31 protein-coding genes are annotated in these 24,762 nt (G+C 62.3%); 25 read left to right on the top strand and 6 right to left on the bottom strand.

From position 1 onward, the window contains the following. Positions 1 to 12: 12 nt before the first annotated feature. The 3 genes from ACFIQF_RS11745 to ACFIQF_RS11735 form a co-directional block, all read right to left on the bottom strand. On the bottom strand, positions 13 to 915 hold the full coding sequence (locus ACFIQF_RS11745) for a nucleotidyl transferase AbiEii/AbiGii toxin family protein (protein ID WP_393942995.1): 903 nt from the start codon (positions 913 to 915) through the stop codon (positions 13 to 15). After that, the gene (locus tag ACFIQF_RS11740; RefSeq protein ID WP_393942993.1) at positions 912 to 1,511 is read right to left on the bottom strand and encodes a type IV toxin-antitoxin system AbiEi family antitoxin domain-containing protein; all 600 of its coding nucleotides are present in this window, start codon (positions 1,509 to 1,511) and stop codon (positions 912 to 914) included. Before ACFIQF_RS11740 ends, ACFIQF_RS11745 begins: the two co-directional genes overlap by 4 nt. Before the next feature lie 73 nt (positions 1,512 to 1,584). After that, complete coding sequence (locus ACFIQF_RS11735; RefSeq protein ID WP_393942992.1) at positions 1,585 to 2,934, bottom strand: tyrosine-type recombinase/integrase; 1,350 nt, start codon at positions 2,932 to 2,934, stop codon at positions 1,585 to 1,587. A 423-nt stretch (positions 2,935 to 3,357) separates the two neighbouring features. Here ACFIQF_RS11735 and ygiD point away from each other — a divergent pair, with 423 nt between their 5' ends. Beyond that, the gene (gene ygiD / locus ACFIQF_RS11730) at positions 3,358 to 4,200 is read left to right on the top strand and encodes a 4,5-DOPA-extradiol-dioxygenase (RefSeq protein ID WP_393942990.1); all 843 of its coding nucleotides are present in this window, start codon (positions 3,358 to 3,360) and stop codon (positions 4,198 to 4,200) included. Positions 4,201 to 4,751: 551 nt separating this feature from the next. Here ygiD and ACFIQF_RS11725 read toward each other — a convergent pair. Beyond that, positions 4,752 to 5,846: a phage portal protein gene (locus ACFIQF_RS11725; protein ID WP_393942988.1), complete on the bottom strand. Its 1,095-nt coding sequence runs from the start codon at positions 5,844 to 5,846 to the stop codon at positions 4,752 to 4,754. Beyond that, a complete protein-coding gene (locus ACFIQF_RS11720; RefSeq protein ID WP_393942986.1) occupies positions 5,846 to 7,948 on the bottom strand; it encodes a terminase large subunit domain-containing protein in 2,103 nt (700 codons plus the stop codon). Before ACFIQF_RS11720 ends, ACFIQF_RS11725 begins: the two co-directional genes overlap by 1 nt. A gap of 37 nt (positions 7,949 to 7,985) precedes the next feature. Here ACFIQF_RS11720 and ACFIQF_RS11715 point away from each other — a divergent pair, with 37 nt between their 5' ends. From ACFIQF_RS11715 to ACFIQF_RS11680, 8 genes are all read left to right on the top strand, one after another. Then, entirely contained in the window at positions 7,986 to 8,819 is an 834-nt protein-coding gene (locus ACFIQF_RS11715; RefSeq protein WP_393942984.1) for a GPO family capsid scaffolding protein, read from the top strand. A gap of 67 nt (positions 8,820 to 8,886) precedes the next feature. Beyond that, positions 8,887 to 9,894, top strand: a complete 1,008-nt coding sequence (locus ACFIQF_RS11710) for a phage major capsid protein, P2 family (RefSeq protein WP_393942982.1) — start codon at positions 8,887 to 8,889, stop codon at positions 9,892 to 9,894. A gap of 98 nt (positions 9,895 to 9,992) precedes the next feature. Continuing rightward, on the top strand, positions 9,993 to 10,700 hold the full coding sequence (gene gpM, locus ACFIQF_RS11705) for a phage terminase small subunit (protein WP_393942980.1): 708 nt from the start codon (positions 9,993 to 9,995) through the stop codon (positions 10,698 to 10,700). 127 nt (positions 10,701 to 10,827) lie between these two features. Further along, complete coding sequence (locus ACFIQF_RS11700) at positions 10,828 to 10,968, top strand: hypothetical protein (protein WP_393942979.1); 141 nt, start codon at positions 10,828 to 10,830, stop codon at positions 10,966 to 10,968. Positions 10,969 to 11,025: 57 nt separating this feature from the next. Further along, positions 11,026 to 11,514: a head completion/stabilization protein gene (locus tag ACFIQF_RS11695; protein ID WP_393942978.1), complete on the top strand. Its 489-nt coding sequence runs from the start codon at positions 11,026 to 11,028 to the stop codon at positions 11,512 to 11,514. After that, entirely contained in the window at positions 11,511 to 11,735 is a 225-nt protein-coding gene (locus ACFIQF_RS11690) for a tail protein X (RefSeq protein ID WP_393942977.1), read from the top strand. Before ACFIQF_RS11695 ends, ACFIQF_RS11690 begins: the two co-directional genes overlap by 4 nt. A 5-nt stretch (positions 11,736 to 11,740) precedes the next feature. Then, on the top strand, positions 11,741 to 12,169 hold the full coding sequence (locus ACFIQF_RS11685) for a hypothetical protein (RefSeq protein ID WP_393942976.1): 429 nt from the start codon (positions 11,741 to 11,743) through the stop codon (positions 12,167 to 12,169). After that, positions 12,162 to 12,674, top strand: a complete 513-nt coding sequence (locus ACFIQF_RS11680) for a glycoside hydrolase family protein (RefSeq protein WP_393942974.1) — start codon at positions 12,162 to 12,164, stop codon at positions 12,672 to 12,674. Before ACFIQF_RS11685 ends, ACFIQF_RS11680 begins: the two co-directional genes overlap by 8 nt. Here the strand turns inward: ACFIQF_RS11680 and ACFIQF_RS24640 are convergent. Next, entirely contained in the window at positions 12,581 to 12,937 is a 357-nt protein-coding gene (locus tag ACFIQF_RS24640; protein WP_489672287.1) for a hypothetical protein, read from the bottom strand. The genes ACFIQF_RS11680 and ACFIQF_RS24640 overlap by 94 nt on opposite strands. Positions 12,938 to 12,956: 19 nt before the next feature. Here ACFIQF_RS24640 and ACFIQF_RS24635 point away from each other — a divergent pair, with 19 nt between their 5' ends. From ACFIQF_RS24635 to ACFIQF_RS11600, 16 genes are all read left to right on the top strand, one after another. Further along, complete coding sequence (locus ACFIQF_RS24635; protein ID WP_489672289.1) at positions 12,957 to 13,250, top strand: hypothetical protein; 294 nt, start codon at positions 12,957 to 12,959, stop codon at positions 13,248 to 13,250. Continuing rightward, complete coding sequence (locus ACFIQF_RS11670; protein ID WP_393942971.1) at positions 13,234 to 13,752, top strand: phage tail protein; 519 nt, start codon at positions 13,234 to 13,236, stop codon at positions 13,750 to 13,752. The genes ACFIQF_RS24635 and ACFIQF_RS11670 overlap by 17 nt, the downstream gene beginning before the upstream one ends. Before the next feature lie 3 nt (positions 13,753 to 13,755). Then, on the top strand, positions 13,756 to 14,232 hold the full coding sequence (locus tag ACFIQF_RS11665; RefSeq protein ID WP_393942969.1) for a phage virion morphogenesis protein: 477 nt from the start codon (positions 13,756 to 13,758) through the stop codon (positions 14,230 to 14,232). A gap of 26 nt (positions 14,233 to 14,258) precedes the next feature. After that, positions 14,259 to 14,918, top strand: a complete 660-nt coding sequence (locus tag ACFIQF_RS11660) for a phage baseplate assembly protein V (RefSeq protein WP_393942967.1) — start codon at positions 14,259 to 14,261, stop codon at positions 14,916 to 14,918. After that, on the top strand, positions 14,915 to 15,274 hold the full coding sequence (locus ACFIQF_RS11655) for a GPW/gp25 family protein (protein WP_393942966.1): 360 nt from the start codon (positions 14,915 to 14,917) through the stop codon (positions 15,272 to 15,274). The genes ACFIQF_RS11660 and ACFIQF_RS11655 overlap by 4 nt, the downstream gene beginning before the upstream one ends. Then, positions 15,271 to 16,122: a baseplate J/gp47 family protein gene (locus ACFIQF_RS11650; protein WP_393942965.1), complete on the top strand. Its 852-nt coding sequence runs from the start codon at positions 15,271 to 15,273 to the stop codon at positions 16,120 to 16,122. The genes ACFIQF_RS11655 and ACFIQF_RS11650 overlap by 4 nt, the downstream gene beginning before the upstream one ends. 2 nt (positions 16,123 to 16,124) lie before the next feature. Further along, positions 16,125 to 17,060 carry a phage tail protein gene (locus tag ACFIQF_RS11645; protein ID WP_393942963.1) on the top strand — a complete coding sequence of 312 codons (936 nt, stop codon included), beginning with the start codon at positions 16,125 to 16,127 and terminating at the stop codon, positions 17,058 to 17,060. After that, positions 17,057 to 17,560: a hypothetical protein gene (locus tag ACFIQF_RS11640; RefSeq protein WP_393942961.1), complete on the top strand. Its 504-nt coding sequence runs from the start codon at positions 17,057 to 17,059 to the stop codon at positions 17,558 to 17,560. Before ACFIQF_RS11645 ends, ACFIQF_RS11640 begins: the two co-directional genes overlap by 4 nt. Positions 17,561 to 17,571: 11 nt before the next feature. After that, positions 17,572 to 19,776: a DUF4815 domain-containing protein gene (locus tag ACFIQF_RS11635; protein WP_393942959.1), complete on the top strand. Its 2,205-nt coding sequence runs from the start codon at positions 17,572 to 17,574 to the stop codon at positions 19,774 to 19,776. Further along, positions 19,766 to 20,794: a virulence-associated protein gene (locus ACFIQF_RS11630; protein WP_393942957.1), complete on the top strand. Its 1,029-nt coding sequence runs from the start codon at positions 19,766 to 19,768 to the stop codon at positions 20,792 to 20,794. Before ACFIQF_RS11635 ends, ACFIQF_RS11630 begins: the two co-directional genes overlap by 11 nt. A 3-nt stretch (positions 20,795 to 20,797) precedes the next feature. Next, entirely contained in the window at positions 20,798 to 21,298 is a 501-nt protein-coding gene (locus ACFIQF_RS11625; protein WP_393942955.1) for a hypothetical protein, read from the top strand. After that, positions 21,295 to 21,834, top strand: coding sequence for a hypothetical protein (locus tag ACFIQF_RS11620; RefSeq protein ID WP_393942953.1), 540 nt, complete (start codon positions 21,295 to 21,297; stop codon positions 21,832 to 21,834). Before ACFIQF_RS11625 ends, ACFIQF_RS11620 begins: the two co-directional genes overlap by 4 nt. Next, complete coding sequence (locus ACFIQF_RS11615; RefSeq protein WP_393942951.1) at positions 21,834 to 22,364, top strand: hypothetical protein; 531 nt, start codon at positions 21,834 to 21,836, stop codon at positions 22,362 to 22,364. Before ACFIQF_RS11620 ends, ACFIQF_RS11615 begins: the two co-directional genes overlap by 1 nt. A gap of 178 nt (positions 22,365 to 22,542) precedes the next feature. Next, positions 22,543 to 23,745 (top strand): phage tail sheath subtilisin-like domain-containing protein, encoded by a 1,203-nt coding sequence (locus ACFIQF_RS11610; protein WP_393942949.1) that lies wholly within the window; start codon positions 22,543 to 22,545, stop codon positions 23,743 to 23,745. 30 nt (positions 23,746 to 23,775) lie between these two features. Then, positions 23,776 to 24,285 carry a phage major tail tube protein gene (locus ACFIQF_RS11605; RefSeq protein WP_393942947.1) on the top strand — a complete coding sequence of 170 codons (510 nt, stop codon included), beginning with the start codon at positions 23,776 to 23,778 and terminating at the stop codon, positions 24,283 to 24,285. 127 nt (positions 24,286 to 24,412) lie between these two features. Next, a complete protein-coding gene (locus ACFIQF_RS11600; RefSeq protein ID WP_393942945.1) occupies positions 24,413 to 24,760 on the top strand; it encodes a phage tail assembly protein in 348 nt (115 codons plus the stop codon). The last annotated feature ends 2 nt before the right edge of the window (positions 24,761 to 24,762 follow it).

Here is a 24,762-nt window from a genome sequence, read left to right as displayed (position 1 = left end):
ACGGCTTGGCGCTTAGACCCAGCGCAGGGCTTCAGGGCGCCAAGTGGCCGTTGCCTGACTGCTGGCGGTGGCGACCTGCGTCGGTGGCCACAGCAGGTCGTCCAGCAGTGCGACGGTCTCACCCAGGCTCGCGGCTTCGATGCGGTTCTTGTTCAGGAAGGCCTGCCACTGGCGCAGCTTTGCGGCGTCTTCGCTGAACTGCTGGGTCAGTGCCAAGGGCCGCTCGGTGGGTAGGGCGGTCTGGCGTCGGGCAAAGGTGGCGGCAATGGCTGCTGCCAGTGTGGCACCGTCCAGTTCCGTGCGCCGTGCGATCACCGCCAGGTCGAAGAAGTCCTTCATGCGGCTGTTCGCTTGCCCCAGCATGACCATGGCCTGGTATTTCTCGGCGATTACGGTGTAGACCGGATAGACCCGCAGCGTGGGGGCTGGGAAGTCGCCCAGCAAGGTGGGGTAGGCCACTGTTTGAGGCCCCGGCGTGACGGCATCACCGAAGCCCACGTCGATCTGAAGTGCGCAGCGTGCGGAACCGATGCGTGCCACCAGCGTGATGCGGGTGCCGCCGTAGGTGTTGTCCTCGCGAATGGCGTCGGCCTTCACGGAGTCTGGGTCGAACACGATGCCGTCGCCCAGGTCCATGACGGCGATGTCGCGGAAGGTGGCGATCAGGTTCGCCTCGTCGTCAGGGCCAAAGCCCAGCAAGTCAGCGTCCCGCGTCGGGCGGTGCGGGGTGTCGTACCACAGCGCAAAGAGCAGGGCGCCCTTCAGCAGAAACCGGTCGGCATGCGGTGAGGCGCTGACGCGAGCCAGCAGGCGCTCCATGCCGAAGCGGTTCAGCAGCAGGCTGTAGTCGTCGCCACGCTGCTTGGCGAGGGTCAGCAGCCTTGCCAAGATCGACGTGGAGAGGTTGCCGGTCATTGCGTCACCGCCTCCAGATAGGGCCGCATGACACGTTCCACCCGGTTGATCTTGGCGAAGTGGCTCAGCTCGGCCATGGTGACCTTGCGGCTGCGCCAGGCATCTTTCAGTGCCTCCAGCGCCACGTCCAGGCCGATCTTGTTGCGAAACTTGAAGCAGTCGGTCACCGTCTTGGCGGCGCTGTACACGCGGATGGGCGCGCCGTGGTCGGTCATGGTCTGGATGCCATCGCTGTAGGCGGTGCCGCGCAGGCGCGTGATGCGCAGCGTGGGGTAGCTCAGGGCCGGGGTTTGTGTCGCCTCGGGCAGCGCGATCCACACTTCGTGCGGCAGCTGCGTGCCGATCTCATGGAATTGCAGCGCACTCAGCAGGCACAGCACGGCCTTGGGAACGCGCTGGCAGACCTCGATCAGCGTCTGGTGCTCGGTGACTTCAGCATCGGGCAGTCCATACAGGCCACGGCCCAGCCGTTGCAGCTTGCCGGCCTGGTGTAGCCGGATCAGCAGCTGCGGTGACCAGCCGTGCTCGCGCACATCCGCCGCCCGCAGCACGCGTCGGTGCCGGGCCAGTTCGAGGATGTGGTCAGACTGATTCATGAGGGGTAGTTTAATATCCTCATTACTTTTGTTCAAGTGATGCGAAATTCAATCATCCATGCGCCGTGGGGTTCTACTGCTCGCCGATCTTGCGCATGGCCGCCGTGGCTTCTTCCATGGCGTTGCGAACCGGGGCGACGATCAATCGAGCGTAGACCTTGGTGGCTTCCGGAGTCTTGTGGTTCAGAACCCTGCCGATGATGGGCAGGCTGGTGCCGTTGCTGGCCAGCCAAGAGCCCAGCGTGCGGCGCAGGTCGTGGATTTTTAGGTCACGCATCTCGTAGTGCTGCAAGTGCAGCCCGTGCTTCTCCGCCAATGGCGTGTAGCGGTCGATGGTCTGGACCGGGAAGTCGATGGCCTCTTCCAGGGCCAGTTGGTAGTCGAAGGTCTTGGCCGTTGCCTTCTCCGCCAACGCCTCAACCAAACCCAACGCCGTGCCGCGCGCCAGCATGCGCTCCCAAGCCCCTCGTGGCTCCACCAAATGACCGCATTCGCCAGAACCAGGGAACACGAAAAGAGAATCGCTGCCTTGGGCAGCCTTCTTTCTTCGTTCCAGAACCTCGATGGCCTCGGGGGTCAGCAGCACGGTCTGCGGCTCGCCGTTCTTCGTCCTCTCGATGTTCCATTCCTTGCGTTCAAGGTGAACATCCGGCCATTGCATCGACATGACGTTGCTGCGGCGTGCTCCCGTGTACAGGGCGAGTTTCACGAAGTCACGCACCAACTCGTTCGTTTCATGCTCCATGGCCAGCATGAGGCGGGGCATCTCATCGGGGAGTACGAATCTTGAGCGGGACTTCTCCCTGTACTTGTCCATTCCCCGGCAGGGATGGTTGCCGTCGAAGTAGTCCCACTGGATGGCACGGCTGTACATCGAGCTGATTAGTGCGATCACGCGATTGGCCGTCGTCGGTATGTGGCCCATCTTTGCGTGATGGGCGATCAGCTGAGCGCGCGTGATGTCAGACAGCCGCAGCTTTGCAAGGTTGACTCCGTAGTCATTCGTGTTGATGTGGCGCTTGAACTTATCGAGGTCTTCCTTGTGGGAGATCTTGCGGACGGACGAGTGACGCTCGTAGTACACCTTGAAGAAGTCGGCCAGCGTCATCTCATTGCGTCGGTCGCGCATCGACTCGGCAGGGTTGAGGTCCTGCGCAATGTCTGCATTCAGCGCCGCGACGGTCTTGCGAGCTTGCTCAATGCTCACATCCGGGTAGCGCCCGATCTTGATGCGCTCCGGTCTGCCCTGAATGCGTCGGTAGAGCAAGAAACTCTTCCGGCCGGTCTTGCCGACGCTGATCGCGAGTCCTTTGGTGTCCGTGTCGTAGAAGTAGGCCACGCCTTCGGACGGCAGCGTCAGCCGGTCGAGGACTCGCTTGGTGAAATTAAGGCGGTTACTGGGGGGTGGTTGGTCTTTGTGCATGCGGGAAATCTTGCTACGCGGTGGCTACGAGCCCCGTGCCTTTTGCAGAGATAGATCGCACGCTTGCTACGCCGAGCGTTGATCGAGGCCAGCCACGGTTTACCGAGACTGGCCGTTCGACCCGCAGGGCTGTTGAGGTTGTTAACGTCCGTTGTCTACAAAGGGCGACGAGAGGCGAAAAACAACATTAGCCGTAACCATGCTCATAATCCATTGGTGCCCAGTTCGACTCTGGGAGGCCCTACCACTCTCATTTCAATCCTTGCAGAGGGTTGCTCTATCAGGCTTGCTTTCACTGCAAGCCTTTCTTTTTTGCGGAACTCGCCAAGCCAAACGGGCTCTGAAGCTGGGTTGTTTGCTTTTGCCCGCCCTCCTATGTACTCCCGCCGTTCGGTTTTATTGTCAGGAAGTCTGTCTGCCGCCATGGCAGGCCTGCTGCCGTTGAGCGAGGCTTTGGCCCGCAGCGCACCAGCGCCAGCTCAGAAAATGCCTGTGCTGTTCATCGGCCATGGCAGCCCGATGAATGCGATCAGTAGCAATAGCTTTACCCAGGCTTTGTCGGCCTGGGGGCAGAAGCTGCCCAGGCCGACGGCGATTTTGGTGGTGTCGGCCCATTGGCTGACGCGCGGCAGCACCGGGGTGACGGTGAACGAGCGGCCGCGCACCATCCACGATTTTTCGGGTTTCCCTGCTGCACTGAACGACATGCAATACCCGGCGCCCGGCCACCCGGCGCTGGCGGCGCAAGCTGCGCAACTGGTCAAAAGCGGCAAGGCACAACTGACCGACCAATGGGGGCTGGACCACGGCACCTGGACGGTGCTGCACTACCTTTTTCCCAAGGCCGATGTGCCGGTGTTTCAGCTGTCGATCGACTACAACCAGCCAGGCGCCTACCACTATGCAGTGGGGCAGGAGCTGGCGGCGTTACGCGAGAAAGGCGTGTTGATCATCGGCAGCGGCAATATCGTGCACAACCTGCGAGCCACCGTGCGCGGCGCACCCGAAGGCCTGATGGCGGCCCGCGATTGGGCGCAGCAGTTTGACGACGTGGTCAAGCAAGCGCTGCACGAGCGCAACGACGATGTGTTGGTGCAGTACCAGCAGCTGCACGCATCTGCCGCCATGGCCGTGCCAACACCAGACCACTATTGGCCGTTCCTGTATGCCTTGGGCGCAGGTAAAAGCCGTACCGCGCCGACGCAGGTTTTTGCCGGTTTCCAAAGCGGCACCATCAGCATGCGTTGTTTGCAGTTTGATGCGTGAATCGGCTCTGAAGAGCGCGGTCCCAGAAAGCAAAAAGCACTCCAGATCGGGAGTGCTTTTTTGTATCTGGCGGAAGCGGTGGGAGCCAAAGATATAAGAAATAAGGCGTTCTAGCGCATTTTTATTTGTCTATAGGCCATCGTATAGGCCAACAAAAAACAGACGCGCCAGGGCTTGATTTGGTGGCTTGGTGAGGCTTTCATGAAAGCGGCAAAGCTGGTATTCGCAGGTCCGTAAAAACCCGACGATTCCCGACAGTTAAACCAGGGGTAAAACCCGGCAGCGAGGCCGCGCCAGTGCTGGAAAGCGCATGGCCCGACAGTGTCGACGAATGCGACCTATTAAGAGCGCGGGCGCGGCGGGGTCTCGACCGCGCGCGGCGGGGTTGGGTGGGGGTGCGGGCCGGGGGTGGGGTGGCCTGGGGGTGGTGCTGATGGGGGTGGGGCTGGCCAGGCGGGCGCTGGTGGGGCTGGGGCGCAGGGGCTGGGGGGTGCAGGGGCGTGAAAAAGCCCGCGCGCTGGCGGGCTTGTGGTGCGGTGCTGGGGGTGGTGCTACTCGTTGGCGTCTGACTCATCCAGCTTGTAGGGGATGAAGCGCACTACCTCGCGGCCGGCCTGCTCGTTGATGGCGCCGGCTATGTCTGTCTGCAAGGTGACAATCTCATTGCGTGCAAACACCTTGGCGGCCTTCTCCACATCGCCAAAGCCGCCGGCCGCATTGGGCAGCATGCCGATCACCTGCGGCGGCACGCGGTGGGCGGCCAGCACATCGTCGCGGCTGGCATTTTTGATGCTCAAAAAATCGTCCTTGGCCGCCACCTCGCTGATGGGTATCAGCTGCAGCCCGTCCTTTTTGCCGTTGGGCGCGTAGTAGAAGACGTTGCGGAAGTTGCCGCCGTTCTTGGTTTGCGTGAGCTGTTGGCGCAGCGCGTCGATATCCTCCTGGCGCTGGGCCGGGTCGGTGGCGTACAGGATGAAGCCCGCGTGGCTGCCGTTGTTGTAGTAGCGGCGGCGGAAAAGCGTTGCGCTCTCGTTGAGCTGGGCCGACTGCATGGCGCCCAGGTAGCCGGGCACGCCATAAATTTCCTGATGCAAATCGGGCTCGCGCAGGTGCAGGATCGAGCCGCGCTTAAATTCGTGCGGCGCCTGCATATCGGTCACCAAAAAATGCCGCCACGGCTCGATGCCCACGCGCATGTACTTGGCCAGCGTGTGGCGCAGCACCAGCTTGTCGCCCAGGAGGTTTTCGCGCCACTCCAGATAGGCGTTTCCCAGCACGCAAAAATCAAACACAAAGGCCTTGAATGCGGCCGCGCTCAGCCAGGGCGTGGGCACAAAAGTGCTGGCCAAAATGTTGACCTTGCAGCGCAACGCCGATTCGTGGTGCGCCCCCACGCGCAACAGCCGCGCCAGGGCCGCCAGGCTAACCGGCGGCTCATAGTACGGGCCGTTCTCCACGCACTCGGCGTACTCCATGATGGCCGCGCGCCCGCCTATCACCGGCTCGGGCTCGCCCAGCTGAAAGCTGAACAACTGGCTGTTGCCCTCGCCATGCGGCACGTTGTCCACGGCCTGGTGGGTGCCATCGGGCACGCGCGAATGTTGAATGCCGCGTGCGTGGGCGCGGTTGCGATTGCGTTTTGCCATTACGAATAAACCTCAATGAATGATTGCGTTTGCGGCGTCACCAAGCCGGTGCCCACTTCCAGCGCCTCGTTGCTCAGCGCGTTCATGCATGCCCAGGCCAAGTCACTGTGGCCAGCCTCTTTGCTGCGGCCGGCGGCATAGGTCACGCTGCGGCCGCTGGGCGTCAGCTCGCGTTTAATCGCCATAAAGCTGCTGGCCAGCTCTTTGTTGCCCGCGTCAAACTGCAGGCGCTGGGCCTTGATGACCTGTTGCGCCTTGAGCACCAACATGGTTTTGCTCTCCACGCTGTAGTTGATGCCGCGCGCGGCCGGAAAAAACTTCTGCACCAGCTGGAACACGCCCTGGCCAATGCCGGTGGTATCTACCGTCAGCTGCTGCACGTTGTAGCTGTCGCAAACCTTTTTGATCGCCTCGGCCTGCGCCTCAAAATCCAAGCCGCGCAGCTGCTGGGTGTACAGCACGCGCAGCGGGCCGCCGGGGCTTGCAGGCGGTGCCAGCACCACCAGGCCGGCACTGTCGCCCGTATGGCTGGGGTCATAACCCACCCACACCGGCGCCCAGCCAAAAGGCCGCTGGGTGAAGGGCTTGAAGTCTGTCCACAGTTCCCAGCTGTCCACCATGCACGGCTGCAGGGCCACCAGCGGGAAAACGCTGTGCGAATCGTCCACAAACCCGCACATCAGCAGGTTGTCAAACTCGGCGTCTGAATACTCCAGCCGCAGCTCGTCAATATCGAACAAATCGCAGCCGCCGGCCGCCGAATCCAAGATATTGACGATGTGGCGCCATACCTTGTCCTCACCCGTAAACCCGCCTGCCAGCTTGCCGTGGGTAATGTCAATCTCGGTCTTGAACTTGCGGCAAAACTTCTTGGCGCTCCACAAATCGTAGGCCGCATGCTGAATGCTCGACGGCGTGGAAAAATAGGTTTTGCGCCACTTCTTGTGCATGGCCATGCCGCTGGCCACCTTGTTCAGGCGCTCAAAATCGGTAGTCCAGAAATACTCGTCAAAGTAGAAATTGCCGTGGTAGCCCTGGGCCGTGCGGGCATTGCTGCCCAAAAAGTACAGCGTGGCGCCGTTGCCAAAAACAATGGGGTCGCCCTTCAACTCCACTTGGCACACCTCAAACACAAACGCCTGGATGTACTGCTTGAAAATGTGCGCCTGCGCCTTGCTGGCAGACAGGAAAATCTGGTTGCGCCCCGTCTCCAGCGCATCAATCAACGCCTCGCGCGCAAAGTACCAAGTGGCGCCGATCTGGCGGCTTTTCAAAATATGGCGCGTGCGCTGGTGGCTGTTCTGCAACCAGGCCAGCTGGTACTTGAAGCAGCTCTCAATGAACGCATCGCGCAGCTGCTCTACCTGCTCGGGCGAGAGATAGTTTTTAACCGGCTGCTTTTTTGGCCCGGCGTTGCGCGCGTCAATCCTGGGGTTTAGATCGCTCTCGCGGCCGGTCTGGTTGTAGCGGCCAATGCGGGCAAGGCGCTCCATCTGCCGGCCGAGCAAGTCAATCTCTTTGTAATCGCTGCCCGTCTTTTCGGCCTTGGCCACCAGCTGCGCATAGCGGGTTTCTGTCACGCACTCGGCGCGTTGCGTGGGGCTTGCTTCTGCCCAGCGCTCGGCCTTGTGCCAGCCGTGCAGCGTGGCGCGCGGCACGCCCAGGTGCTCGGCAATATGCGTCAGCTTCCAGCCCTGCCAGTACAGATCGCGCGCGCGGCGCCGTTGACCTGCGCCGCCATCGGTAACGGCGCTACACTCGCCGGCGGGCAGGCCGTCCAGCTCAAACGGCAAGCCCTTGCCATTGGGCGAAATCTCTTGCAGCACGGCGGCGGTAAATGCTGCCTCGGGCGTCAGCTCTGGCGTTAAATCGGTAACGCGCGGCGTGCACTTGCCGCGTGCCTTGGCCAGGCGCTTAATGGCGCGCGCCGGCGCACCTGGGCTGGTGCTGCCGGCTTCGGGTTGGGTGGTGCTGGGCTTGGGCGGCGCTACTTTCATGTCGTCAGTGTGCGCCGCGCGCGCGCGGAAATCGACCGGCAAAAAATGTCCCAAGCGCAGCCACAGCGCGCGCTCATTGCGGCAATGCGTGGGGGTGCCGAACATAGGCGGTAGATCAACAACCGCTTAACCGAGCCGCACCATGCCAAGCAAATTCTTTCGAGTTGCCACCGAAGGCGCAACCACCGATGGCCGCACCATTCAGCGCAGCTGGATCGAGCAAGCCGCCGCCAACTACAACACCGGCAAGTACCACGCCCGTGTCTGGCTGGAACACATGCGCGGCATGATGGCCGACAGCGCCTTTGCCGCCCTGGGTGATGTAGTCGCCCTCAAGGCTGCGCAAAACAGCGAAGGCAAGATGGAGCTGTTCGCGCAGATCGAAGCACTGCCCGCGCTCGTGGCCATGAACAAGGCCAAGCAAAAAATCTTTACCAGCATCGAGATTGACCCCGACTTTGCCAAGTCGGGCCAAGCCTACATGGTGGGCCTGGCTGTCACCGACAGCCCCGCCAGCCTGGGCACCGAAATGCTTACCTTTGCCTCGCAAAACCCGGCCGCCAATCCGCTGGCCGGCCGCAAGACCAGCAAAGACACGCTGTTTACCGCCGCCATCGAAACCGACCTGGGCCTGGAAGGCGAAGCCGAAGGCATTGCCAACACCATGCTGCAAAAGTTTGGCGAAGTGCTCGACAACCTCAAGGGCCTGGTAGCGACCAAGCCAGAGCCGGCCGCAGGCGACACCACCTTTGCCACCAAAACCATGGAAGTGCTGGGCGCCGCCAACGAAGCCATTACCAAGCTGTGCGCAGACAACGCCGCGCTGCTGGAAAAGCACAACGCCCAAGCCTCCGAGCTGGCCACGTTGAAAACCGACTTTGCCGCGCTCAAAACCAAGCTGGAAGGCACCGAAAACCACAGCAACACGCGCCCCGCTGCCACCGGCAACGAAGGCGCTGTGCTGGCCGATTGCTAAGACTGGCCCAGCCGCTCAATAGCCGCTCACACCGACAACCGAAAACCGCTTTTTTAAGGGACGCACTATGCGCAACGATACCCGCCTGAAGTTCACCGCCTACGTGGCACAGCAAGCAGCGCTGTCCAGCGTGGCAGACGCCGCCGTCAAATTTGCCATTGCACCCAGCGTGCAGCAGACCCTAGAGCAACGCATTCAGGAATCCAGCTCGTTCCTGGGGAAAATCAACATTGCCCCCGTCGATGAAATGATGGGCGAGCGCCTGGGCCTGGGTATCCACGGCACCATCGCCAGTCGCACCGACACCAGTGGCGATGGCGAGCGCAAGCCTGTGGATGTGTCGGATTTGACCAATAAGAACTATCTTTGCGCGCAGACCAACTACGACACTGCTGTACGTTATGCCAAGTTGGACATGTGGGCCAAGTTCCCCAACTTCCAAAAGCTGTTGTCGGCGGCCATCATTCAGCAATGCGCGCTCGACCGCATCATGATCGGTTTCAACGGCACACATGTTGCAAAAAACACCGACAACACTGCCAACCCGCTGCTGCAAGACGTCAACAAGGGATGGCTGCAAGACCTGCGCGAAAACCGCCCCGCTGCCGTAATGAACCAGGGCGCAACCCCTGGCAAAGTGGTGGTGGGTGCCGGTGGCGACTACAAGAGCCTCGACGGCCTGGTGTACGACGCCCGCCACAACCTCATTGCGCCGCAGTTCTCCGAATCCGCCGATTTGGTGGCCATCGTGGGCCGCGACCTCATGCACGACAAGCTGTTCCCCATCGTGGACGGCCAAACCGCGCCCACCGAAATGTTGGCCGGCAGCCTGGTGGTCAGCCAGGCCCGCCTGGGCGGCCTGCAAGCCGTCACCGTGCCGTACTTCCCGGCCAATGCAGTGCTGATTACCAGCCTGGACAACCTGTCTATCTACTACCAGGCCAGCGCCCGCCGCCGCATGGTGCAAGACCAGCCGCACAAAGACCGCATCGCCACGTTTGAATCGTCCAACGATGCATTCGTGATCGAGAACCTGGAAAAGGCTTGCTTGATCGAGAACATCGAAATCGTCTAAGCCGTAGCACCGCCCGGCCCGCTGCACCCAGCGGCTAAAAAAATAGGCCGCTCTTTAGCGGGCCGGTGCTCACCAACACCAAGCGGGGAATCATCAACATGCGACAAACACCAGCCCAGGCGCACTACATGCGCACCATGGCTGCCATGGCCGCAGCTGCTGCCGGCGCTACCAATGCGCATGGCCACACCGTGGGCGACGCCTACGACCTGCAGCGTGCCCAACTGCACCACCACCGCGTGGCGCTCAAAGCCATCAAAAGCACCGAGCGCAAGGCCGAAGCCAAGCGCGCCATGCTGCCCGAATACGACGCCTACCTGGGCGGCGTGCTGCAGCACAAACCCGGCACGCAAGACGAAGTGGTTACCACCATCCTTGTGTGGGCCATCGACGCGGGCGACTACAAGCGCGCCATGCCCCTGGCCGAATACGCACTGGCCAGCGGCATGACGCCGCCCGACAACTACAGCCGCGACATGGCCAGCGTGGTGGCCGAAGAAATTGCCGACGCCGTGATGGCTGGTCGCCTGGTGGGACAGGAGGCCGTAGCCGTTACCCAGTGTGCGCTGCAGCTGACCGCCGAAGCCGACATTCACGACCAAATCCGCGCCAAGCTGTGCAAAGCCACCGGCTGGGCGCTGCTGGGCAAAACCAACAGCACCGACGTAGCCATGGATGCCAAGGGCCGCACGCTGCAAGTGTGCTCTGCGGCCCTGCCATTTCTCAAACGCGCCATGGAGCTAGACCCTGTGCGCGCTGGCGTCAAAAAAGACATTGAGCGATTGGAGCAGCGCCTTAAAAAGTAGCGCAGCCAATCGCCATCCCGTTCGCACCCCGCGAGCCGTGGCGGCCCCAGGGCCAAGCAGCATTGACTTGCAAATGCCCATGCCCTGGGCCACCGCCACACCCACGCCAACAGCAAAGGAATGAGAAATGGAAATCACCAAAGAACAACTGAAGGCCGCGCTTGCGCAGTGGGAGCAACTGCACCGCGACGGTGGCTGTCGTACTGAAGCCGAGGCTATGGCAACTTCGGTTGAAGTTGTCGCATCCACCAATGCCGACTATCTGTAGAACGTGCTCACCAGCATTACAGCCGCTGAAAAGGGCGAGTAAGGAAAGCAGCCCGCCATGAATTCGCCCTTTGTCGCCATCGCCAACCCGCCACCCAAGGGCGTGGAATCGGCCGTGGCCAACGATGGCTTTTGGCCTGATGTGGACTGTGAGCAGCTGCGCCGCGACAAGCGCCTGGACGGCACCGTTACTGCCGAGCGCTTGCGCGATGCCGTCGAATCCGTCATGTGGGCCGTCAACGCTGAGCTGGCCGCATGGCAGGCCGAGCAACTGGCCGCTGGCCACGCCACGCTGGCCGATGTGCCCGCGCCCATGCTGGGTGGCGAAAGCCTAAAAGCCAAGCAATACCGCCGCGCCATCTATGCCGGCGTGCAGTCTGAGCTGGCCGAGGCTTACCGCGACATGGACATACTGCCCGATGGCCTGGGCAAAGAAGGCCGCGTGCGCTCCAAGCTGGAGCTGCGCGTGGACGGCTTTAACACCAACATGCGCCACGCCATTGCCGATCTGCTGGGCAAACCGCGCGTTATTGCCGAGCTGCTATGACTGCTGCCACCCCTTCCACCCTCACCGTGCGGGCACATCAAAACGATGTGCTCGACGCGCTGGTGCACCGCCACCTGGGCAGCACTGCCGGCCATGTGGAAGCCACCCTGGCCGCCAACCCCGGCCTGGCCAAAGTGGCGCTGGACATACCGCAGGGCACGCCGGTGCGCCTGGTCAAAGCTGCCGCGCCCACGGCCAAGCGCATCAACCTGTGGGACTGAAAACCATGAACATCAAAACCCTGTGGGACGAAAGCCGCGCCTTCATCGTGGGCCGCATCACTGCCGGCATTACCTATGTGACTGGCGGCCTTACCACGGCAAGCGGCGCGGCGAAAGCGGCCGTACTTAACAACTGGGTGCCGTCATGGTTCCCCAACATCACGGTGGATACAGTGGTATTGATCATCGGCGCAGTCGTCACGCTGGCAACCGGGCTGGTTTCCATGTGGGCCAAGCGCCGTGATATTGAGCAAAAAGAGCAGCAAAAGCGCATCGAAAAAGCGGCCCACGACATGGCGCGGGCCGCGTGGATCATGCGCATGCTGCGCGAGAACGGCGAAGTGGCCATGGTGCGCGAGTTCGGACACGACTGGCGCAACCGCTACGACGCCGACAACCCAGAAGACACAGACCTGGGGGCGCTGCATGGATAAGCGCAAACCCGCCGCCGCCATGGGCGTGACTGCCGCCATCCTGGCCGCCTGGATCGCGGCCGAGGGCTATAGCTCCGCGCCCATCATCCCCACCAAGGGTGATGTGCCCACCATTGGTCACGGCTCCACGCATTACGAAAACGGCGCCCGCGTCACCATGGCCGATGCGCCCATTACCCGGCAGCGCGCGCAAGAGCTGGCCTACAACCTGCTCGACCAAAACTATGCCCGCTGTGTGCGCCAGTCGCTGGGCAACACCCTGGTGTTGCCCGAAGAATTTGCCATTGCTGTGGACTTCGCCGGCCAGTACGGCTGCAGCCGCTGGGCCAATAGCTCCATGCGCAAGCAAACCCAGGCCGGGCAATACCTGGCCGCTTGCCACAGCTATCGGCTCTACAAATTTTCGGCCGGCTACGACTGCAGCACACCGGGCAACAAGGTATGCAGCGGCGTGTGGACGCGCAGCCTCAAACGCGAGGCCGATTGCTTGAAGGTGCAGCCATGAACCAGCACTGCGGCGTAATCGATCTGTCCATGGCCGCCATCGTGGCCGGGGTGGTGCTGTCGGCTGCCATCGTGGGCCTGGTGCAGCAGCAGCGCATTAACAGCCTGCGCGTGCAACACGCCAACACGCTGACCACCGTGGCGCAGGCCAACGAAAAAGCCATGCAAGCGCTGGCCGTTTACCGCGACAAGGTAGACGCGGTCAGCCACGCCATGGGCAAAGAAATCAAAACCCAGGGGGAAAAAGCCGGTGAAAAACTTCAAAGCCTGGCTGCTGCCGTTGATGGCGAGCGCGCTAGCCGCCTGCGCGACAAGCGAGATTTCAAGCAGCAAATCAGTCATTGGCAAAGCGTGGCCCGTGGTGCCAGCACTGCCGCAGAACGCGATGCAAGCGCCGCTGCCATCGGAGTGCTTGCCGACGTGTTTGGACGGCTTGACGCGCGAGCGGGCGTCTATGCAGCAACAGCTGACCGGTGCCGAATCAGCGCCAATGCCTGCCAAGCAGCCTACAAAACTATCGCCGAGCGCATCAACGCAGGCCCACCCAAAGAGCAATAGCCATGTGGAAGCTCCATAGCCTGCGCAAACTGATCACCCAGGCCGTGCCCGCGCTGGCCACCAACCCCGAAAACCTCATAGTTACCGCCAGTGGTGGCAAGGCCGTCAGCACCAGTGCGGGCAGCCTGTCGTTTGAGTACAGCTACACCATCGACATTGCGGTGCTCGATTACACCGGCCACACCGACGCGCTCTTTGTGCCCCTGCTCGCCTGGCTGCGCGTGCACCAGCACGAGGTGTTGGCCAACCCCGCCAGCCAGGCCGGCGGCCTGCAATTCAACGTAGAACTGCTCAACACCGCAGCGGCTGATGTAGGCATTCGCGTGCCCGTCACCGAGCGCGTCATAGTCAAACCAACGCCAGGCCACGCTACGCAGCTCACCTGCGAGCACCCACCAGAGCCGGCTGTTATCGGCACCACCACCATGGCCGAGCATTGGGAGCTGTGGTTGCGCGACAAAAAGCTGTGCGAATGGGACATTGCCCCGCCGCCAGAAGTGGCGCGCTTTGATCTGCTGTAAGCCATGGCCGAGCTGAAAGATTTGGACGATTGGGCCGGCCACCTGCTGGCCAAGCTGGGCGGCACCGCCCGCCGGCGCCTGGCCGTGGACATTGCGCGCAAACTGCGCACCGCCAACGCCCAGCGCATGCGCGCGCAGACCGACCCGGACGGCAACGCCTGGGAGCCGCGCAAACCGCCCGGCCCAGCGCTGCGCAGCAAGCGCGAGCGCATACGCCAGGCGGCCCAGCAGCGCCAACCCATGTTTGCCAAACTGCGCATGCAACGCCACATCAAAGCGCGCAGCGAAGGCGGCAACGCGGCCGTGGTGGAATTTGTTGGCGGTGCCAAGCGCATTGCCAGCGTGCACCACTTCGGCGAGCGTGGCGCCGTCAACCCCGGCGGCCCCATGTACGACTACCCCGCCCGCGAGCTGCTGGGCATCAGCGCGGACGATGCCGACTGGCTGCGCGACTACCTGCTGGACTACCTGAGCCGCTGACCCGCTGCCACCGCCGGCGGCAAAAAATGTCCCAAGCGCAGCCACAGCGCCCGCTGCTGGTTTTCCGCGCGCGCGCGGCCCACACTGGCCGCATGTACCCCACCGCCAACCACGAGCTAAACCCGCTGGAGCAAGCCCGCCAGCTTGCCAACGTGGCGCGCCTGGGCGCCGTCATTGCTGTTGACCTGGCCGCCGCGCGCTGCCGCGTAAAAACCGGCGACAACGAAACCGATTGGCTCCCCTGGTTTGCCGGCCGATCTGCGGCCGACAAAGGCAGCCACTGGTGGCCGCCCGTGCTGGGCGAACAATGCATGGTGCTGTCCAGCGGTGGCGACATGGGCCAGGGTTGCGTGCTGCTGGGCGTGTACAGCGACAGCATGCCAGCGCCCAGCCGTGAGGCCGACACCTGCCGTCTGCAATACACCCAGCAAGACTTTGCAGAAACCGCCAAGGGCGAGCACCTTTTGCACATGCAAAACAGCGTGCGCTTTGAGGTTGCCGACGAATGCGCCATCACCCTGGCGCCCGGCAGCATCACCCTGCAAGCGGGCGGCGCGGTGCTCAGCGTTGGGCCCGGTGGCGTCATCACTGCCAACGTCGATATCTTGTCTGGCGGCATCAGCGCCCAGCACCACACCCATGGCGGCGTGCGCCGTGGCGACAGCAACACGGACGGCCCGCAATGATGAACGCAACCACCGGCGAGCGCATCGACGGCATTGCCCACCTGCGCCAATCCATCCAAAACATCTTGACCACCGCCATTGGCACGCGCGTTATGCGGCGCGACTACGGCAGCCTGGTGCCCGCGCTGGTAGACCAACCCGACAACCTGCTGGCACAAACCCGCGTCATATCCGCAATCATGGCCGCGCTCATGCGCTGGGAGCCGCGCATCAACGTGCAGCAAGTGCGCAGCCTGCGCGATGTGCGCCGCCCCGGCTATGCCGAGTTTGAGATAACCGGCACCTACAACAGCGACTTTGCGCGCTCGCAGCCGCTGCGCCTGCGCGTGCCCATTGCCTGGGGGGCTTCGGCATGATTGATCTGTCCACCTTGCCCGCGCCCAATGTGGTGCTGCCGCTCGATTACGAAGCCACCCTGGCCGCACTCAAAACCCGCCTGGCCGATAGCATGCGCGCTTACGTGCCCGCTATCGACGCGGTGCTGGCCCTCGAATCCGACCCGCTGGTGCAAGACCTGGAGCTGCTTGCTCTGGAGAAAATGGCGTTTACCGCCGTGGTCAACGACGCCGCGCGCGACCACCTGCTGGCCTTTGCCACCGGCAGCGGGCTCGACCACCTGGCCGCCTTGTTTGGCGTTACCCGCCAGCCTGGCGAGCCCGATACGCGCCTGCGCCTGCGCCTGCAAAACCGCATTGCTGCGCTGGCCAGCCAAGGCACGCGCGAGTATTACGAATACCAGGCGCTCACCGCGTCTGCCAACGTGAGGGCTGTGCAAGCCACATCGCCCACGCCCGGCAGCGTGCTGGTGCTGCTGTGGTGCGTAGACCAGACCCAGGCAGACGCCACGCGCCTGGCTGTTAATGCTGTACTCAACAGCGACAGCGGCCGCATGCTGGGCGTCAACCTGAACGTAGTGGTAGCGCAGCCGCAGGCCATCAACATCACCGCCAACATCTACCGCGAGCGGCAAGCGCCGGCCGATCTGGTGGCCCTGCTCAACACCCGCCTGCAGGCCGCCTTTGCTGGCATGTCCAACCTGGGCGCAGCTATTGCGCGCAGCTACATCACCACGCTGCTGCATGTGGACGGCGTTGCCCGTGTGGAATACCAAGACAGCACCGCGCCCGCTGACCTCACCGCCATTGGCGCGGGCAACTTCCCCACGCTCGGCCGCGTGCTGCTGGTGGACATGGGGGTGGCATAAACATGGCCAGCAACCGCGCCCTGTTGCCGCCCAACGCCACACGCTTGCAGCGCGAGTTGGCGCAGCTGCACACGCTCGGCTGGGCCGACATGGCCGCGCAAGTAGAACCCGCAGCAGACCCCGATGTGCTCCAACCATGGATTGCACAGCAGTGGCAAATCAGCCAGTTCGACCGCTACTTTGCCGACCCGCGTGGCCTTATCGAAGCGGGCCTGCCATGGCTGCGCGAGCGCGGCAGTGCTGCCGCCGTCAAGCGCGCCATGGGCTGGCTGGGCTACACCGGGGTGCTGATCGAAGAAGACGGCGCGCGCCTGCACATCAACCCTGGCGCCGAGGTCAGCCTGGCGCAGCTGCGCAAAGTGGTTCACGTTGTGCGCGCAAGCATTCCGCTGCATGTGCGCTTGTATCGCGTGTACTACCGTTTTGACCGGCGCCGTTTGCGTCTGGACGCATACCCCGGCTTGGACAACGGCTTGATTGGCCGCGACAGCGGCGTAAGCGTCGATATCGACGGCGATGTAGTGCTTGCCAGCCAGGGCCAATTTTTTACCGTTGAGGCACAGCGCCCAGGCAATGCCAACGTGCAGGCACAAGCTGGCACGCACTGGCTGCAAGAAGTGCGCCGGCCCGATGTGATGCGCCTGGACGCCTGGCGGCTCGATGGCGCGGTGCGCCGGCCGCTGCTGCAGCTGAGCGAAATCACAACCAGCCACGTTGTACCGGCCTACGTGCGCCTGCAAACCTTCGACGACCACAGCACAACGCAAAGCACCACGGTGCCGCAACGCAGCGGCGCTATCGACTGGCTGCAAACCATCACGCACACAGTGGAAGTGCCGCGTACCTTGCCAGCGCGAAGCTGGACGGGCGGCTGGGACAGCCACCAGTGGCAAGAGTCACAAATCATCACCCAATACACCGAGGAACAAACGCTATGACCGTTGCCGTTTTGCAAGATGCTGGCCGCATCGCCCTGGCCAAATCACTGGCAGCTTTGCCTGCCTACTTTGCCTGGGGGCGCGGTGATAGCGCATGGGTGGTGCCGCCTGCTGTGCCCAGCAATCGCACTGCTTTGCTCGACGAAGTGGGCCGCCGCCTCGTAACCACCACGCGCTATGTGCTACCCGCTACTGCGCAAGATGTGGACACCGTGGTCATTGGCAAAGGCGCCGATAAAAAGTACTACAAATTCAGCGCAGACCCAACGCCATGGCTGTACCTGCGCACCGAGTTTGACACCGACGACGCAGAGGGCGAAGACATCCGCGAATGCGCCCTTTTCTTTGGCACCGTCGCCAAAGCCGGCGTGCCCGCCGGGCAGCGCTATCTCACGCCCGAGCAGCTGCAAGACGCTGGCTTTATCTACCACCTCACTTACCGCAGCAAGGCCACCCGCGAGGGGCAAAAAGCCAACGAAGAAGCGGTAATTCCGCTCTAAGGACTGGACACATGGCAACCGAAATTCAAAAAGGCTACACGCAACTGCTGTTTAAGCAAGATCGTGCACTGCAGGCGCGCGAGCTGCAGCAATTGCAAATCAACGCTGAGCACAACCTCACGCGCGTAACCAATGTGCTTTTTGCTGATGGCGATGTGATCGAAGGCGCGGGCTGCGCTGTCGATATCGACACCGGCACTTGCACGCTGGAAGCGGGCGATGTGTTCATTGCCGGCCTGGTGCGTGCAGTGGGCGCCGCAACGCTGCAGGTTGATGTTGCTGCGCTGGTGTATGCGGGCGTCTACATGCACTCGCAAACTGTCACAGCCGTACACGACCCCGATTTGTACGACCAAGAGAACACCGCCCCAGCTTTTGGCGAAGCGGGTGCAGACCGCATCAAAACCACATTTGCCTGGGGCGTTAAAGACGACGGCCAGGCAGGCACTTTCTACCCCGTGTGGACTATCGACAAAGGCGTGGTGCGCCAACGCGACCCCGCCCCGCAGCTCAAAGTGGTAAGCGACGCCATTGCGCTGTACGACCGCGAAAGCACCGGCGGCTACTACGTGTCTTCGGGCTTCATCGTCTCGCAAATCGAAGACACTGCAGCGGGCGAGCAGCAATACAGCGTATCAGCTGGCGTGGCGCGCGTGTACGGCAAAGCGGTGCGCGAGGGTGCCTCGCGCCGCGTCATCTTCAAAGCTGAGCCAGATACCAAGCTCGTACAAAACGAGCCGCACAACAGCCTCACAACGGGGCTGCAGCGCATCAAGTTTGACAACTACCCGGTGCTCAAGCCTGCCACGGTTCGCGTGCAGCGGCGCAAGGTGGTCACCATCACCCACGCCCCGCTGGTGGGCGCGGCTGACCCCTTGCCCGACAACAGCGTGGTCAAAATCAACAGCGTAAAAAGCGGTGGCAAAACATACGTGCAGGGCACCGACTATGTGCGCACCGGCAGCCAGGTGGACTGGAGCCCGCCTGGCGCAGAAGTGGGGCCGGGCAGCCAGTACGACGTGGACTATGAGTACTACAGCACCGAGCTTGCGCGCGACCAAACCGCCACTGATTTTGCGATTGAAGGCGCCGTGGTTGATGCGGTGATGACGGTTGACTACGAATTTGCGCTGCCCCGCATCGACGTAGTAGCGCTCGATGCCGATGCAAACCTGAGCGTAGTAAAAGGCGTGCCCGCTGTTTGGCGCGCCGTGCGCCCTGCAATCCCTGCCGGCCTGCTACCCCTGGCGCTGATTGAACAAACATGGGACGGCCGCCGCCGCGTGCGTATTGACCAGGTGCGCCTGGTCGATATGGAAAAGTCTTTTGGCTACCAAGAGCAGATCAACCAGCTAAAAATTGACCAGGCTGCAATTCGCTTGGCCACTGACGTTGCAGGCCGCTACAGCGGGCTGAAGCGAGGCCAGTTCGCAGACCCCATGCTCAACAACGACATGCGCGAACAAGGCATGGCGCAAACAGCCATGATCGCAGGCGGCGCGCTGCAGCTGCACGAGGCGGTGGAGCCCATGCTGTTGGGCGATGGTGCTACCTCCTACAGCATCGACTATGAAATCGCCACCAGCTTGCAGCAGCCCGCCTACAGCCAGGCGCTCACCATCACCCCACCCGCGCCGCCCGTTGAAGTGCCGCCGGAGGGAGAGCCCGAGCCCGAGCCGCCCCCCGTGCTGCAACTGCCGGCAACCGTCAAACTGTTGCCAGCGGTTGACCGCTGGAAAGTAGAGCAAGAGCTGCAATACCCGGTCTACTCGTATACGCGAAACTTCGATATCACCGGCATTGGCGGCAGCAAAGAATTCAAAGACCAGGTGGACATTTACGGCAACAAGCTCGACGCCAGCTTGCTGGACACCAGCCGCGTATTCATGCGCGAAATTGATGTAGCTTTTGAGATGACCGGCTTCAAACCCGGCGAGCTGCTGCAGCAGGTCAGCTTCGACGGCCTGGTAGTGCAGGCCAAGCCCAAGGCGGGCGGCACCCTGGTGGCCAACGTCCAGGGAGAAATTACGGGCAGCTTCAAAATTCCGCCCGGCTTGCCGGTGGGCACCAAAGCCGTGGCCTTTGCTGGCAGCGCAGGCAATAGCGCCAACGCCACTTTTGTGGGTAGCGCAGACGTTAACGTGAATATCCAAACTTATCAATCGCTCGGCACCAGCACCAGCGCCGGCCACAAAACGGTGACCTATGTCGTATAACACCATTGCCCAACCATTCACCCAACCGGTGCAACAGCAGGCCGCAGGGCTGGAGCTGTTTTTTACAGCCGCTGGCGGCGACGCCGTGGTGTACCTGGCCACGGTAGACGAGCGCGGAAACGCTGAGCAAATGCTGGCTGAAGCGCGTGTGCTCAAGGCCAACATCAAAACCGATGGCAGTGCTACCCGCGTTGCGTGGGAGCAGCCGGTAATGCTGCAGGCTGGCAGTCGCTACGCGCTGGGCGTGGCCTGCGGCGACGAACAAACCGCGCTGCAATGCGCCCAGGTGGGCGAGGCCACCAAGGCCGGCGGCCAGGTAACTACCGCGCAGGCCAACATTGGCAACCTCATGCGCATCAACCCATCGGGCGTAGCCACCACTTACGACGGGCGCATGCTGCGCTTTAACTTGCTGAGCGTGGCCTACAAAATGCAGGAAAAAACCGTAGTGCTGGGCACGGTGCCCGTGCAAAACGCCACGGCGCTGACCCTGGCCGCAGGATCCACGCAACCCGAGGCCACGGCCCGCATCAGCTACAAGCTGGAGCTGATCAACGGCGGCGTAATTGGTAGCACTTACGAAGTAGACGCGGGCCAGCCCGTCAAGCTCGATGCGCTCTTTAACGGCGATGTGCGTGTGAGCGCTGTGCTCACGGTGGGCAAAAACGGCCTGGGCGCAGTGCTGGAGCCAGGCACCATGCTGCTGGTGGGCACACTCAAAACAGAGGGCACCTACATCACCCCGGCCATCAGCGCTGGTGGTGGCACAGATTTGCGCGTTATCTATGAAGGCGAGGTGCCTGCCGGTGCCAGCGTAGTCGCGCATGTGCAAACAGACGGCGCTGGCAGCTGGAAGATTGTGCCGTTTGACAGCGGCACCAATGCCGCCGGCGTGGTGGAAGTCAGCCACCGGCTGCAGGCGCTGGCGGGCACGGCGCACCGCCTGCGCCTCACGCTCACGGGCAGCACCAGCGCGCGGCCCAAAGTGCGCAATCTGCGCGCCGTTATCTTGGGGTAAAGCATGGATCAAATCGTTGACGAAATCACCGAGCGCTTGGGACTGCCGCTGCCCGCTGCAGCCAACAAATTGGAGGTTGATGTAACCCGCATACGCGATGCGCTAAGCATGATCGATGCCCGCCTGGCTGCCGCTGCAGACGCTGCCGCTGTAGCCGCTGCACTGGCGGCGCTGCAGCAAACGCTCAACGCGGTAAAGGCCGCGAGCGTAACCCGCGTAAACAACTACCAAGGCCCAGAAATCACGCTGCGGCGTGAAGACTTGCAGCTCGGGCCAGCCAACGGCGAAAGCGCCGTTGCCTACACATACGACGGCGCGGGCCGCGTCACTGGCATTGCTGCAACGCTCGACGGCAACGCGGCCAACACGGTCATTGGCTACAACGCCAATGGCAGCGTTGCCACTATTACCGCCACATACAAGGGCCGCAAGCGTGTGCAAACCTACGCATACAACGCAGACGGCAGCGTAAAAACCATGACAGCAACGGAGGCCGCAGCATGAGCAACTTTGACCCTATCGCCGATGTCAAGCTGCGCGCATTGTTGGCGCAGCTGCAGGCGGCAGCGGCGGATATTACGGCGGCCAACAACGCCATCGCGGCAGCGCGAAACGAGGTGAGCGCCGCGCGTGGGGAAATCAGCGGCGCACGCGCTGAAATCTTTGCATCCCGCGACAACGTCAATGCCAACACCAATGCGAAAACCAACGCCAACATTGCCAACGTCAACGCCAACACAAATGCAGGCCTGGCGGCCCTTAGCGCCGTAAACCGCGTGTGGCAGGTATTTGGCAAAGCAGATTTTGTCACCGGTGGCAACAATGCAGAAATGGGCACGCGCTACATTGACGTGCCGATTACTGCCGTGAACCTGGCAAAAACCGTCATTCTGCCGGGCTACATGATGGGCTTCAGCTTCAACAATGGCGGCTGGGGCATGAGCTACCGGCTCATGAGCAGCAACGTGGTGCGAGTCATGACGGGTGAAAACTCATCTATGACCAACTACTACAGCTTTACCGTTTTGGAGTTCAAATAATGCCGGCCTATGCACTCATCAACGCAGATGCTATTTGCTATGGCATCGCAAACTACGACGCGGCACTTGATCCGCAGCCCAGCTACGCGATAGCCATTGCAGACGGTGCAGACACCATGGGCCAACGCTGGACGGGCAAAAAGTGGGTAGCCGCAGCAACGGCCGACCAACGCCCGCTGATCGTGGTGGAAAACATCAAGCCCAATGCCGAGCACAATGCGGTCACCATCGTTGCGGACAACATGGAAGAAGTGCGCACACTGGTTGGCGCTGTGCTTACGCTGACGGTGCGCATAGAAGTCGGCGGCGTGCTGTACCCAGCCAACGAAGCGTTTGATATGCCCATCAGCAGCGTTGACGGCCGCGTCTACCCCAAGCGCGTGCTGTTTGAAAAGGGCCGCGCCACGTTTGACATTGCGCTCACTGAGCCGCGTATCTGGCAAGTGAGCGAGGCCATGGTCAACAGCGGCCTGCCGCCCGAGCGCCACATGCGTTTTGCCGGCCTGCGCGTGGTGGCTGCCGAAATGTAGGCACGCCGCAAACCCAGCACCACACCCACCAACACCCGCCCACCGAGGCGGGTTTTTTGTCTCTGCCGCAGCCACAGTGCGCGCTGCTGGCAATCCGCGCGCGCGCGGCAGACACTGACTGCTACAGACAAAACACGCGCATTGCATGCGCACCCATCCACCCTTTGGAGTAATTAACATGGCAGGTTCCCTGGCCGCATATCACCACGGCGTGCGCGTTGTCGAAGTTACCGGCGGCACCGCAGAGCTGCGCATCCCATCTACCGCCGTCATCGGCCTGGTGGCCACCGCACCCGATGCCGACGAGGCAGTTTTCCCGCTCAACAAACCGGTGCTGTTTACCAGCATCAGCAAGGCCCAGGCCGCAGCCGGCACCACCGGCACGCTCAGCCAGGCGCTCGGCATCATTGCATCGCAGGTGCGCCCCGTCATCGTGGTGGTGCGCGTGGACGAAGGCGAAGGCGCCGACGACGAGGCCAAGGCAGCCGACCAAACCAGCAAGGTAGTGGGCGACTACGTAGACGGCAAACGCACCGGCGTGCAAGCCCTGCTCGATGCCAAGGCCCAGCTGGGCGTAAAGCCCCGCATTCTGGGCGCGCCTGGCCTGGACACCAAGCCCGTGGCCGACGCGCTGGCTTCGGTGGCCGAACAGCTCAAAGCCATGTCTTACGTGTACGCCGACGGCGCCAAAGATGTGAGCGCCGCGCTCGCTTATGCCGAAGGCTTTGGCAAGCGCGAAACCATGGTGATCTGGCCCAACGTCACGCAATGGGACACCAATACCAACGCCAACGTGGTGGTGCCAGCAGTGGCCTACGCGCTGGGCGCGCGCGCCCGCATCGACACCGAGCAAGGCTGGCATAAAACCATTTCCAACGTCGAAATCAGCGGCCCCACTGGCTTGGAATTCCCGGTTTTCTTCGACCTGCAAAACCCCGCTTGCGACACCACGCTGCTCAACGAGGGCAACGTCACCACATGGATTCGCCAAAACGGTTTCCGCCTCTGGGGCAGCCGCACCTGCTCGCTCGAAACTGCTTTCCGCTTTGAAAGCGCGGTACGCACCGCCCATGTGCTGGCCGACACCATGGCCGATGGGCACTTTGAATTCATCGACAAGCCCATGCACCCGAGCCTGGTCAAAGACATTTTGGAGGGCATCAACAGCCGGATGCGCAGCCTCAAGGCGGGCCAATACATCATGGGCGGCCGCGCCTGGCTGGACACCGAGGTAAACACCACCGAAACCTTGAAGGTAGGCAAGCTCACGCTCGACTATGAGTACACGCCCATTCCCCCGCTGGAAGACCTGGGCTTTATCCAGCGCCTGACTGATACCTATTGGGGCGACTTTGCCCAGCGCGTGGCCACCGGCCAGTAACCCCGAAACCCACACTAAGGACGCAACACCATGGCACTGCCACGCAAGTTGAAAAACTTCAACATCTTCAAAGACGGCGTTATGTACGCGGGCCAATGCCCGGAAATCACCCTGCCCACGCTCACCCGCAAGATGGAGGACTACCAGGCCGGCGGCATGGGCGGCCCCGTCAAGCAAGACTTTGGCATGGAGGCCATGAGCCTGGAATACAAAGTGGCCGGCTGGGTAGGCGGCGCCATGGCGGGCTTTGGCGCAGGCAAGCACAACGCCACCATGCTGCGCTTTGCCGGCGCAGTGCAAGACGACGACACCGGCGAAGTGATCGCGGTGGAGATCGTCACGCGCGGCCGCATTGCCGAGATTGACCGGGGCAGCGCCAAGGTAGGCGAAGGCACCGAGCACACCTACAAGTGCGAGCTGAGCTACTACAAAGAAACCGTCAACGGCACGGTGCTGGCCGAAATCGACTTTGTGAACATGATCGAAGTGATAGACGGCGTGGACAACCAGGCCGCTGTGCGCGCCGCCATTGGCATGTAAAGAACGCAGCTTTGCCAAGCTGCTGGGCGCGCCTGCCACTACTACGGGCCGCCCAGTTCCAGCAGCGGGCCGCGACCCACTCCCGCGCGCCCGCTGCCTTTTTTTCTGACACCCCGAGGGCAAGAACATGCAACCAGATGAGCAACCCAACACCGCCGCCACTGTCGCCACCACCAACCCGGTGGCCAAGGTGCGCAAATCAACCAACATCACGCTGCTGGAGCCCATCGAGCGCGGCGCACAAACAATCACCCAGGTGCAGGTGCTCAAGCCCCGCGTGGGCGACCTGCGCGGTTTCCAGCTGTCTGACCTGCTCGGCAGTAAAACCGAAGCGCTGGTAAAGCTGCTGCCACGCATCACCCAACCCACCATCAATGAAGCCGAGTTTTGGGCCATGGATGCTGACGGCCTGGTGCAGTTTGCCGTGGAGGTAATCGGTTTTTTGTCGGGTACGGATTCGGCAGCGCAGGAATAACC

This window comes from Comamonas trifloxystrobinivorans, assembly GCF_043359985.1.
Lineage (GTDB): Bacteria > Pseudomonadota > Gammaproteobacteria > Burkholderiales > Burkholderiaceae_C > Comamonas > Comamonas trifloxystrobinivorans.
The sequence above is the reverse complement of the archived record's forward strand: the minus strand, read 5'-3'. Positions and strand labels throughout refer to the sequence as shown.